This is a genomic window from Rheinheimera marina, from assembly GCF_042654345.1.
Taxonomy (GTDB): Bacteria; Pseudomonadota; Gammaproteobacteria; order Enterobacterales; family Alteromonadaceae; genus Pararheinheimera; species Pararheinheimera marina.
The window spans coordinates 20,217-31,602 of the sequence record NZ_JBHSGB010000013.1 but is presented as its reverse complement, the minus strand read 5'-3'; the positions used below and the strand labels follow the sequence as shown (position 1 = coordinate 31,602).

The following is an 11,386-nucleotide window of genomic DNA, read 5'->3' as shown; positions in this document are numbered from 1 at the left end:
CCGCATTGCGGCCCTTTGCTTTTGCTGTAACGCTTAGCCGTGTTCTGGCAGGGCTTTCAGGTAAATATCCGGGTAACCGGACAGCGCCGCATGCACCTGTTGGGTTCCCTCGTCGGCCAGCACCTGAGACAAACCTTGTTCCAGACCGTCGTAGGTGCGTGCAACGACAAATTCTGGCGTCACTTTAGGCACTTCAAGGCCTTTGGTCAGATCGGTGTCGATAAAGCCAACATGCAGGGCCAGTACCTGAGTATTCTGGCTCAGTAACTCCTGGCGTAAGGCGTTGGTCATGGACCAGGCCGCAGACTTGGTGACTGAATAAGTCGCCAGCAACGGGCCTGTGATCCAACTGGCAATCGACAGAACATTGACAATTGCACCGCCACCATTGGCTTTTAGTGTTGGAGCAAACGCCTGGCTTAAGCGCAGTGGGCCATAGAGGTTCACGTCCAGCTGACGCTGCATCATGGTAACAGCATCGTCGGCCAGAATAGGGCCCAGTTCAGCCACCCCTGCATTATTGACCAACAGCGTGACGTCCTTCAGCTCCTGTGCAACCCGCAGCACTTCTGCTGCATTGGTGACATCCAGTTGCACCGGCGTTACGCCTTCTAAGGTGATGCTGGCCGGGTTGCGTGCCGCAGCATAGACTTTTTTGGCTCCACGTTTTAATGCTTCTTTGGCAAAAGCCAGGCCCAGGCCTCGGTTTGCGCCGGTGATCAGTACCACTGCATTTTCAAAATTCATCGCTTGTTCCAATATATGATGTTTATCATATTTTAAGTTAAGATAAAGCAGAGTTACCCCTGCATGGTTTAAGGACTAAAGGTACTGCTGTTGTAACTGGTTCCGGCTGGCAGTCAGGTAGCTATGCGCTTGCTGCGGGTCCGGCATACTGCGTGTCAGTTGCACTACGCCCATCAGGCTTGCGAACAGTGCGAAGGCTTGCTCCTTGGCCAGACTGGGTTGCAACTGCTGAAGCAGACCGACAAACCCTTCTATGCAATCCTGAGCAATGACCCGGCCTTCACTGGTCAGACGGAATAACTCTGACCCCAGTGCTGACAGCGGGCACCCTTCACCCTGTTTGGCAGCACTCAGGTGTGCTTCTGACAAATAGAGCTCAATAAAGGCCTGCAATGGCGCTTGGCCCTGACGGACAAGAGCGGACAGCTCCGTTTGGAGCTGCTCAGCGCTCTGGCAGCGGGCATGCGCCAGTGCTTCAGCTAACAAGGCATCACGGTTGACAAAATGAGCGTAAAAACCACCATGAGTCAGGCCCGATTCTTTCATCAGCACGCCAACTGATAAGGCTTCAAAGCCTTGTTGCCGGATCAGTCTGGCCGCTGTGTCAAGAATGCGCAAATGGGTCTGCTCTTTTTTAGTCAAGGTGCTCATTGCTAATCCTGTCTAAATAATATGATGGTTATCATATTTATGATTGGTGAAAAGATCAACAGTTTTTTCCGGTGGTGTTTAAAAAGCTCAGTTGCTGCTGTTTTGTGTTAGATGCTGTTCAAGTAAGGCGACGCGTTGAGGCCTGTCGAATAGCTGATAAAGCTGGAGCCAGTCTGCCAGTTGCATCAAAGGCAAACCATGCCGGAATTGCAGGCTGAGTGGGTCGAATACAAACTGATGCAATTGCTGCTGCCGCCGCACCTGAATACCGGCCATTAACTCGATGACACCTGAAACGGTCTGAATGCGGCAGAAATGCTGGCTGCAGTATTCTGGGTGGGGGACCATCGCAAGCTCCCGGCCTAATGGAAGCAATAACGAGCGGGCTGTTGGGAAAAACTGCGGGCTGCAGACTAAATCCAGATCCTGAGCCTGCTGAACTAAGCCGTGGCAATACAGCAGGTAACTGCCGCCTATACCCCAATCTGCAGGCCCCAGAAGCCGGGCGACATGCTGAGCCAATTGATCCAACTGCGCTGGCACCAGGCTAATCCTGCTGAGTGTGGCTGACCACCGAGATCACCGTACCCTGAGCCAGCCGGCTTTCTAGCTGATCTCCTGGCTGCAGCTGCGCGGCACTGGTCACGACCTTGCCTTCTGCAGTCAAACTAATGCTGTAACCCCGTTGCAAGGTTGCCAAAGGGCTGACGGTATTGAGGCGGCTGCTAAACAGCAGCCAATGCTGCTGCTTTTGTTGCAGCTGAGTTTGTAGTGCTTGTTTCAGTCGTTGTTGCAGCTGATTTAGCTGCTGCGCCTGACGGGATAACTGCAAGGCCGGGTTCTGCTGGTAAACCCGCTGTTCAAGCTGAGCAACCCGTTGTGTGAACTGCTGCAGCTGTCGCTGCAAGGCGCGGGTTAGAGCCAGCTGCAACTCGTCGAGACGTTGCTGTTGTTGCTGCAGCCGACGAGCCGGGTCCAGTAACTGCAGTCGATGTTGCAGGTGTTGCAGCGCAGGGCTTTTACTGCGTAGGTAATTCTGCATGCTTTGCTGCAGCCGGGCCGCATTTTTTTGCAGCAATTGTAGCTGTTGCTGCTGATCAGGCGAGACCAGTTCGGCTGCGGCAGAGGGCGTTGCTGCCCGCATATCTGCGACAAAATCAGCAATAGTAAAATCGATTTCATGGCCGACTGCGCTGATAGTCGGAATGGGGCAACAGGCGATTTGTCTGGCCAGGGTTTCATCATTAAAACACCACAAATCTTCTAATGAGCCGCCGCCCCGGCCAATAATGAGTACGTCCACCTCGTTGCGGCGTATCGCACTTTGCAGCGCCTGCACCAATTGCTGAGCTGCAGTCGCGCCTTGCACCTGGCTTGGATAAATCACGACTTCAAGGGCTGGCGCCCTGCGTTGCAACACGGTCAGAATATCGCGGATAGCGGCACCTGTTGGAGACGTCACCACGCCCACCCGTTTGACCAGGCCTGGCAATGGTTTTTTGCGCTCAGGGGCCAACAGGCCTTCGGCAGCCAGCTGAGCCTTCAGTTGTTCATACTGTTGTTTCAGCAAGCCATCGCCAGCCGGTTCAATCATATCTGCCAGCAGCTGGTATTCACCGCGGGGTTCATACACGCTGATGCGGGCGCGAATAAGCACTTGCTGGCCACTACGGGGTTGCAGGCTGGCATAGCGGTTGGCCTGCTTAAACATCGCGACTTTGACCTGTGCCGCCTGATCTTTCAGGGTGAAATACCAATGGCCGGAAGAAGCAGCGACAAAGTTGGACACTTCACCCACCAGCCACAGTTGCTTAAACTGCAGTTCCAGCGTCAGGCGGACTTCTGAGTTGAGGCGGGACACGGTATAAATATCGGCCTGAGACATGGCTGCTTCTTATCGATAACTAGCGGATTTGGCGTCACTTTACCACAAAAGCGAAAAACTGATTGTTCGCGGGCTGAAAAGCGGATAAAATTGCGCCGCAACATTCCCCTTATCTTTAACAGCGAGATTGTTGCAATGCTCAGGATCGTGAAAGAAGCCATTACATTTGACGATGTGTTACTTGTACCGGCGCACTCCACCGTACTTCCTCATACCGCAGACCTGCGGACTCAATTAACCAGCAAAATTACTCTGAACATTCCTATGGTTTCAGCGTCAATGGACACTGTCACCGAGGCACGTTTGGCTATTGCTCTGGCACAGGAAGGTGGCCTGGGTTTTATCCACAAAAACATGACCATTGAAGAACAGGCTGCCAATGTTCGCAAAGTAAAGAAATACGAAAGTGGTGTAGTGTCTGACCCTGTCACTGTGCGCGCTGAACAAAGCATCCGCGACGTACAGCAACTGGCGGCTCAACATGGCTTCTCTGGTTTCCCTGTGGTCGATGCGCAACAGAATCTGGTGGGCATTGTCACTGGCCGCGACTTAAACGTGGAAAGCAATCTGCAGGCGCCTATTTCATCCGTAATGACGCCAAAAGATCGCCTGGTTACCGTGAACGAATCGGCGCCACGTGCCGATGCATTGCAACTGATGCACAAACACCGTATCGAGAAGGTACTGGTGGTAGACAACAGTTTTAAACTCAAAGGCTTGATCACGGTTCGTGATTACAACAAAGCCGCCAGCAAACCCAATGCCTGTAAAGACGAATTTGGCCGCTTACGTGTTGGCGCTGCTGTGGGTGTAGGCCCGGGCACAGACGAGCGTATTGCTGCGTTGGTGGAAGCTGGTGTCGATATTCTGCTGATTGATACGTCGCATGGCCATTCACAAGGTGTGATCGACCGCGTCAAGCAAACCCGCGCTATGTACCCGGACCTGCAAATTGTAGCGGGCAACGTGGCGACCACTGAAGGGGCCCGTGCTCTGGCTGAAGCCGGTGCGAACGCTGTTAAAGTAGGTATAGGCCCAGGTTCTATCTGTACCACCCGCATTGTGACTGGTTGTGGCGTGCCTCAGCTGACCGCGATTTCTGACGCGGTGGAAGGCGTAAAAGGCACTGACGTTTGCATCATTGCTGACGGCGGCATCCGCTTCTCTGGTGACGTAGCGAAAGCTTTGGCTGCCGGAGCGCACTGCGTGATGGTGGGTTCTATGTTTGCCGGTACAGAAGAAGCACCGGGTGAAGTGGAGCTGTACCAAGGCCGTTACTACAAATCGTACCGTGGTATGGGGTCGCTGGGTGCTATGGCGCAGCGCAACGGTTCTTCAGACCGTTACTTCCAAGGCAGTAACAACGCTGAGAAATTGGTACCAGAAGGCATAGAAGGCCGCGTGGCCTATAAAGGCCCAATCGAGAATATTATTCACCAGCAAATGGGCGGTCTGCGCTCATCCATGGGGCTGACTGGCTGTCCAACCATCACCGATGTGCGTACCAAGACGCAGTTTGTCAAAGTGACGTCAGCTGGTATGGGTGAATCGCACGTGCATGACGTGCAAATCACCAAAGAAGCCCCGAACTACCGTCTGGGTTAAGCCTTTCTCCGGGGCCGGCGTCTGTCGGCCCTGTTACTTTTTATACGGATGACAAAGCAAGTATGAGCAAAAACATTCACTTCCACCGCATTCTGATCCTCGACTTCGGTTCGCAGTACACCCAGCTGATCGCCCGCCGCGTGCGCGAAATAGGTGTGTATTGTGAACTGTGGGCCTGGGACGTGACCGCTGAGCAAATTAAAGAGTTTGCCCCTACAGGTATTATTCTGTCCGGTGGTCCGGAAAGCGTCACCGAAGCCGGTTCGCCACGTGCGCCAGCGTATGTGTTTGAAGCTGGTGTGCCGGTATTAGGTGTGTGTTACGGCATGCAGACCATGGCGGAACAGCTGGGTGGTAAAGTGGCCAGTTCTGAACACCGTGAGTTTGGTTATGCACAGGTGGAGCTGGTCGCGCCGGGTACCTTATTCAGTGGTATTGAAGATCACATCAACGCCCAAGGCATTGCTGAACTGGATGTCTGGATGAGCCATGGCGACAAAGTGGTGGCCATCCCTGAAGGTTTTGTCACCACAGCCCGCACAGCTACCTGCCCACACGCAGCTATGGCCAACGAAGACAAACAATTCTTCGGTGTGCAGTTCCACCCTGAAGTGACCCATACCAAACAGGGCCTGCGTATGCTGGAACAGTTTGTGGTGCAGATTTGTGGTTGTGAAAAACTGTGGACGCCGGCCACCATCATTGAAGATGCGGTTGCGTCTATCAAGCAGCAAGTGGGTGACGACGAGGTCATCCTGGGGCTGTCTGGTGGTGTCGATTCGTCAGTCACCGCTATGCTGTTACACCGTGCCATTGGCAAGAATCTGACTTGTGTGTTCGTTGATAACGGCCTGCTGCGTTTAAACGAAGCCGAGCAGGTGATGGAAATGTTTGGTGACCACTTCGGTCTGAACATTGTACATGTCAATGCCGAGCAGCGTTTTCTCGATGCCCTTAAAGGTGAAAACGATCCGGAAGCCAAGCGGAAGATTATCGGTCGGGTGTTCGTTGAAGTGTTCGACGAAGAATCGAAAAAGCTGAAAAACGCCCGTTGGTTGGCGCAAGGCACTATTTATCCGGACGTGATTGAATCGGCCGCTTCGAAAACCGGTAAAGCCCATGTGATTAAATCGCACCACAATGTCGGTGGTTTACCTGCCGATATGAAAATGGGTCTGGTCGAGCCGCTGCGTGAGCTGTTTAAAGACGAAGTACGCAAAGTGGGTCTGGCCTTAGGCCTGCCGTACGACATGCTGTACCGTCACCCGTTCCCAGGCCCTGGTTTAGGGGTTCGGGTCTTGGGTGAAGTGAAAAAAGAGTACTGTGACTTACTGCGTCGTGCCGACGCTATTTTTATCGAAGAGCTGCGCAAAGCCGGTTGGTACGATCAGGTCAGTCAGGCCTTTGTGGTGTTCCTGCCAGTGAAATCTGTCGGTGTAATGGGTGACGGCCGTAAGTACGATTGGGTGGTATCACTGCGCGCCGTACAAACCATCGACTTTATGACCGCACATTGGGCGCATCTGCCTTATGACCTGCTGGGCCATGTTTCGAACCGCATCATCAACGAAATCAACGGTATTTCCCGTGTGGTTTATGATGTGTCGGGCAAGCCTCCAGCCACTATTGAGTGGGAATGATTCCGCGTCTGGCACAGCCAGGCACCTGATGGCATGAAATGCCGCTAAGCCCGCGTAATTGCGGGCTTTTTTTTGTTTGTGTTTGGCACGATCTGGCAACGGGAGGAAGCGCCAAGCACCGTTTGAGCATGGCATTAAAGCTGGTATTATGGTTTGGCGATGCCATGATTGATGCCGATACCATGCTGCGTTCTTTTGTGTGTTCATGGTATTAATATTCTATAAGTTACTGTTTCGTAAGAAAAAATACGATAAATTCGAGATTTTTTCAGCATGGTATCGGAGACGAAGAAGGACAAGGTACATGCTGACCGATACCAAGCTGCGCAATCTCAAGCCCAGGGACAAACTCTACAAAGTGAATGACCGGGAAGGTCTCTATGTGGCAGTGACTCCAGCCGGCTCCATCTCGTTCCGTTACAACTACTCAATCAACGGTCGGCAGGAGACCATCACCTTTGGGCGTTATGGTGTCGGTGGCATCACCCTGGCCGAAGCCCGCGAGCTGTTGGGTGACGCCAAGAAGATGGTTGCGGCGGGCAAGTCGCCGGCCAAGGAGAAAGCCCGAGACAAGGCGCGGGTGAAAGATGCAGAGACGTTCGGTGCCTGGGCGGAGAAGTGGCTGCGTGGCTACCAGATGGCCGACTCCACCCGCGATATGCGCCGCTCGGTTTATGAGCGTGAGCTGAAGCCGAAATTCAGCAATCAGAAGCTGGTGGAGATCACCCACGAAGACTTGCGGGCGCTGGCTGATGCCATTGTTGAGCGAGGCGCACCGGCCACCGCCGTTCATGTGCGTGAAATCGTGTTGCAGGTATTTCGCTGGGCCATCGAGCGTGGGCAGAAGGTCGAAAACCCGGCAGAACTGGTGCGCCCAACAAGCATCGCTCGATTCGAGCCACGTGACCGAGCGTTGACGCCAGAAGAAATTGGGCTGATGTACCAGTACATGGAGCGAGTGGGCACAAGCCCAACAAACCGTGCGGCGGCCAAGCTGTTATTGCTGACGATGGTGCGCAAGAGCGAGCTGACCAATGCGACCTGGAGCGAGATCAATTTCAGCGAAGCGTTGTGGACGATTCCAAAGGAGCGGATGAAACGCCGTAACCCGCACCTGGTATTTCTGTCCCAGCAGGCTCTGGATATTTTCATTGCCATGAAAACCTTTGCCGGTGGTTCCGACTTCGTTTTGCCATCACGGTACGACTCGGATGCGCCGATGAGCGCTGCCACACTTAACCAGGTGCTGACGCTGACTTACAAGGCGGCGCAGAAAGATGGGAAGTCACTTACCAAGTTCGGACCGCATGATTTGCGGCGCACAGCCAGCACGCTGTTGCATGAGGCCGGCTACAACACCGACTGGATCGAGAAGTGCCTGGCGCACGAGCAGAAGGGCGTGAGGGCTGTCTACAACAAGGCTGAGTACCGCGAGCAGCGGGCGGCGATGTTGCAGGATTGGGCCGATATGATTGATGAGTGGACTTCGGGAGGCAGTAAGGGTTGATGTTTTTGCTATCTTTGATAGCATTGAAGTTGATGCCGTGAATTTATAAATAAGGCCGCCATTGGCATCGGGCAGGTCAATTACCGATTAGCTGCTTCGCGCAGCTACTCGATGAATAGCAACTATTCATTTGAGAGGTATTGACCCATGCAAAATATAAAGACCCTCATCAACAGGAAGAAGCTCCTGGAGATGATCCCGCTTTCGACACGAACAATTTATAACCTGGAGCAGCGAGGGGATTTTCCACGCCGTATCGCGTTAACCAGTAGAAATGTCGCCTGGGATTTGTCAGAGGTCGAAGAGTGGATTGAGGCACGTAAATCATCGGGTGATCAAGCTGCGCGACCTGGCCCTATAGAGGGCTAGTTATATGGCTCTTGATCTTATGGCGGCTTTCACGGAATTGCCGCCACCCATTGATTATGTTCTGCCTAATATGGTTGCTGGCACTGTTGGTGCTCTTGTGTCGCCTGGTGGGGCTGGTAAATCCATGTTGGCCCTTCAATTGGCTGCACAGATTGCAGGCGGGCCTGATTTACTTGAAATAGGCGAGTTTCCCACCGGGCAAGTGGTCTATCTGCCTGCTGAAGATCCACCGGCCGCTATTCACCATCGTCTGCACGCCCTTGGGGCACACCTCAGCGCAGCGGAACGGCAAGCCGTGGCTGATGGTTTGCTCATTGAACCCTTGATCGGTAAATGCCCAAACATCATGGCTGCTAGCTGGTTCGATGCTCTCAAACGAGCCGCTGAAGGTCGTCGCTTGATGATCTTGGACACTTTGCGGCGCTTCCACATTGAGGAGGAGAACGCTAGCGGGCCGATGGCGCAGGTTGTTGGGCACATGGAGGCCATAGCCGCTGATACAGGCTGCTCCATTGTGTTTCTGCACCACGCGAGTAAAAGCGCAGCCATGATGGGGTCGGGCGATCAACAGCAGGCCAGTCGTGGATCGTCCGTACTGGTTGATAACATCCGTTGGCAATCGTACCTATCCGGCATGACGCAAGGCGAGGCCGAGATACTGGGGGTCGATGATTGTCAGCGTGGGTATTTTGTCCGCTTTGGCGTCAGCAAGGCCAACTATGGCGCACCTTTTCAAGAACTCTGGTTTAGACGGCACGACGGCGGCGTGTTGAAGCCTGCTGTACTGGAGCGGCAGTGCAAGGTGAAAAGGAGACAGCGTGAAGAAGCCTAAGCATGACCTGACCCACGTCCGACATGATCCCGCGCACTGTTTGGCACCTGGCCTGTTCCGCAGCCTCAAGCGTGGCGATCGCAAACGCTGCAAGCTGGACGTGACCTACACCTTTGGCGAGGACGAATCCATGCGTTTCGTCGGATTCGAACCTCTCGGGGCCGATGATATGCGTCTTTTGCAAGGCATCGTGGCCCTTGGCGGCCCGAACGGCATCTTGCTAACCCCGGAACCGACCAGTGAGACGGGGCGACAGCTACGGCTATTCCTTGAACCCCGTTTCGAAGCCATTGAGCAAGACGGCTTGGTGGTTCGTGAGAGCCTGACCAAACTGCTCTCAGAAACGGGCATGACGGATAGCGGCGACAACATCAAGGCGCTCAAAGCCAGCCTGCTGCGCATGTCGAACGTCACCATCCTTGTGACGAAGGGACGGCGGCAAGCCGCGTTCCACCTGATGAGTCATGCTTTTGACGAGACGGACGGCAGGCTATGGGTTGCCCTGAATCCGCGTATTGCCGAAGCGATCCTGGGGCATCGTCCATATGCCCGTATCGACATGGCGGAAGTGCGGGTGCTACAGACTGATCCGGCACGGCTGATGCACCAACGGCTATGCGGCTGGATCGACCCCGGCAAATCCGGGCGCGTGGAACTGGACACGCTTTGCGGCTATGTCTGGCCAGATGAAGCCAATGCCGAAGCTATGAAAAAACGCCGTCAGACTGCCCGGAAGGCACTGGCCGAACTTGCCGCCGTGGGTTGGGTAGTGAACGAATACGCCAAGGGAAAATGGGAGATCAAGAGGCCTGGCCCCACGGCAACTGCACCCGTTTACCGTCGTAACGTTCCCTTGTTACCGTCGTAACGCTCCCCTTCTGCCGTCGTAACGTTCCCCGTCCCAATTTGGAAAACCCAGACGGTGCGCTGCTTTGCGGGCAGTTTGGGAAATCCATCCAAGATTATCTAAAGATAATCCATCATGCGCGGTGCAGCTCGCGCCTTGAGGGCGCGTTCTGACCTTGCCAATAAAGCCCTGGCGGGCTTTATCAATCGGCCATAGGCCGATGGTTTAACGCCAAGAAGAGAAGGCGGCTTCAGTGGCCGCTGAAACGCCTTGTGAGAGGGGAAAACAACCCGGAGTCCCTTATTCCATGAGCTGAAGCAGAATCTGCGTCTAACGGTGCTGGAGGGCCGCTGTGTGCACTTGTAGTTATCTGTACTGAAACCTTGGCTCGAAACGTGAAATGGCTAAGCAGTGCCCATTCGTTCGGTAAGAATAATAAGAAGATTATTATTCTTATTATTACCAAGCAGGAATGAGCCGTGTGTGTTGGACGCCCATAACCAGTAACCTGCGTGAAGGTGTCAACATCAGGAAAGGTTGCCCCTCAAGTATCAATACGTCGCCTTAGTGGTATGACGGGAGGGGAGGCAAATTTCTTGTGTTCATTGACACTTGAGGGGCGGGTTATGCCCTTCTTTTTTGGCGTCCAACTCGCCCCATCGGGGCGAATGGTTTGTGTCGATTGTTGGCATTTTAGGTTCCGATTTAAAGCCGATTGAGCAGCGATTTTGAAGCGACTATGTCGATTGCAGGCCGATTTGGTGACGATTACGGTTATGTTGCCAAGAATCGGTGTTTGTTTGACGATAAAACGCTTTACGTTCGATATGCGCTAGATTTTCAATAGTGGGTGAAATGCGGGCAGGATGGGTGAAGTTAGCTAACCGGCAAGCCGGTTATCTATCTTCACTGTCCCTTATTCGCGCCGGGGGCACTCAACGGGAATCCTGCCCTGCGGGGCTGATCGGCTACCGCCGGTTGCAAGAGTATAGGTCTTGCTATTTTTAATATCTTTGATAGCATGGTTGTCGGGTACACCAAAAGGGTATTGATATGGCAAATGTGCTTATCAGGAATTTACCCGCCGAGGTGCACCGTGCGTTGAAAGTTCGAGCAGCGCTCAACGATAGGAGCACCGACGCGGAAATACGCGAAATACTGACGGCGGCAGTACAGCCGCTAGAGCTTGAAGAGATTGGCCGGGAAGTTGGCTTGTCCGAAAGCGATAAAAAAACAGAGTAGTTTTACGTTTGTAAGTCCGGGCCTCAGCGCCAAGGGCAATACCGATCAGCTAGTGGCGTAG

General features: G+C 53.7%; 11 protein-coding genes. 7 read left to right on the top strand and 4 right to left on the bottom strand.

All coding sequences use genetic code 11. From position 1 onward, the window contains the following. Positions 1-33: 33 nt before the first annotated feature. From ACFO3I_RS14660 to xseA, 4 genes are all read right to left on the bottom strand, one after another. The gene (locus tag ACFO3I_RS14660) at positions 34-747 is read right to left on the bottom strand and encodes an SDR family oxidoreductase (RefSeq protein ID WP_377335141.1); all 714 of its coding nucleotides are present in this window, start codon (positions 745-747) and stop codon (positions 34-36) included. A gap of 75 nt (positions 748-822) precedes the next feature. Next, complete coding sequence (locus ACFO3I_RS14655; RefSeq protein ID WP_377335139.1) at positions 823-1,398, bottom strand: TetR/AcrR family transcriptional regulator; 576 nt, start codon at positions 1,396-1,398, stop codon at positions 823-825. 87 nt (positions 1,399-1,485) lie between these two features. Further along, positions 1,486-1,941, bottom strand: a complete 456-nt coding sequence (locus ACFO3I_RS14650; protein WP_377335137.1) for a hypothetical protein — start codon at positions 1,939-1,941, stop codon at positions 1,486-1,488. Between the two features lie 4 nt (positions 1,942-1,945). Further along, positions 1,946-3,283 carry an exodeoxyribonuclease VII large subunit gene (gene xseA, locus ACFO3I_RS14645; RefSeq protein ID WP_377335135.1) on the bottom strand — a complete coding sequence of 446 codons (1,338 nt, stop codon included), beginning with the start codon at positions 3,281-3,283 and terminating at the stop codon, positions 1,946-1,948. Between the two features lie 135 nt (positions 3,284-3,418). Here xseA and guaB point away from each other — a divergent pair, with 135 nt between their 5' ends. The 7 genes from guaB (at position 3,419) to ACFO3I_RS14610 (ending at position 11,325) form a co-directional block, all read left to right on the top strand. After that, positions 3,419-4,888, top strand: a complete 1,470-nt coding sequence (gene guaB / locus ACFO3I_RS14640; protein ID WP_377335133.1) for an IMP dehydrogenase — start codon at positions 3,419-3,421, stop codon at positions 4,886-4,888. Between the two features lie 62 nt (positions 4,889-4,950). After that, positions 4,951-6,528, top strand: coding sequence for a glutamine-hydrolyzing GMP synthase (gene guaA, locus ACFO3I_RS14635; RefSeq protein ID WP_377335131.1), 1,578 nt, complete (start codon positions 4,951-4,953; stop codon positions 6,526-6,528). Between the two features lie 304 nt (positions 6,529-6,832). Continuing rightward, positions 6,833-8,035 (top strand): tyrosine-type recombinase/integrase, encoded by a 1,203-nt coding sequence (locus tag ACFO3I_RS14630; RefSeq protein WP_000954590.1) that lies wholly within the window; start codon positions 6,833-6,835, stop codon positions 8,033-8,035. Between the two features lie 147 nt (positions 8,036-8,182). Then, positions 8,183-8,404 (top strand): helix-turn-helix transcriptional regulator, encoded by a 222-nt coding sequence (locus tag ACFO3I_RS14625; RefSeq protein WP_001179606.1) that lies wholly within the window; start codon positions 8,183-8,185, stop codon positions 8,402-8,404. Positions 8,405-8,408: 4 nt separating this feature from the next. Further along, positions 8,409-9,236, top strand: a complete 828-nt coding sequence (locus ACFO3I_RS14620; protein ID WP_001162384.1) for a helicase RepA family protein — start codon at positions 8,409-8,411, stop codon at positions 9,234-9,236. After that, entirely contained in the window at positions 9,223-10,104 is an 882-nt protein-coding gene (repC, locus tag ACFO3I_RS14615) for a replication protein C, IncQ-type (RefSeq protein WP_000743064.1), read from the top strand. Before ACFO3I_RS14620 ends, repC begins: the two co-directional genes overlap by 14 nt. Positions 10,105-11,136: 1,032 nt before the next feature. After that, positions 11,137-11,325 carry a FitA-like ribbon-helix-helix domain-containing protein gene (locus ACFO3I_RS14610; protein ID WP_000024442.1) on the top strand — a complete coding sequence of 63 codons (189 nt, stop codon included), beginning with the start codon at positions 11,137-11,139 and terminating at the stop codon, positions 11,323-11,325. Positions 11,326-11,386: the final 61 nt, after the last annotated feature.

Bases quoted from the DNA above. Each gene is read 5' to 3' on its own strand.
- ACFO3I_RS14660 (WP_377335141.1), bottom strand. From the start codon at position 747: ATGAATTTTGAAAATGCAGTGGTACTGATCACCGGCGCAAACCGAGGC.
- ACFO3I_RS14655 (WP_377335139.1), bottom strand. From the start codon at position 1,398: ATGAGCACCTTGACTAAAAAAGAGCAGACCCATTTGCGCATTCTTGAC.
- xseA (WP_377335135.1), bottom strand. From the start codon at position 3,283: ATGTCTCAGGCCGATATTTATACCGTGTCCCGCCTCAACTCAGAAGTC.
- guaB (WP_377335133.1), top strand. From the start codon at position 3,419: ATGCTCAGGATCGTGAAAGAAGCCATTACATTTGACGATGTGTTACTT.
- guaA (WP_377335131.1), top strand. From the start codon at position 4,951: ATGAGCAAAAACATTCACTTCCACCGCATTCTGATCCTCGACTTCGGT.
- ACFO3I_RS14630 (WP_000954590.1), top strand. From the start codon at position 6,833: ATGCTGACCGATACCAAGCTGCGCAATCTCAAGCCCAGGGACAAACTC.
- ACFO3I_RS14625 (WP_001179606.1), top strand. From the start codon at position 8,183: ATGCAAAATATAAAGACCCTCATCAACAGGAAGAAGCTCCTGGAGATG.
- ACFO3I_RS14620 (WP_001162384.1), top strand. From the start codon at position 8,409: ATGGCTCTTGATCTTATGGCGGCTTTCACGGAATTGCCGCCACCCATT.
- ACFO3I_RS14610 (WP_000024442.1), top strand. From the start codon at position 11,137: ATGGCAAATGTGCTTATCAGGAATTTACCCGCCGAGGTGCACCGTGCG.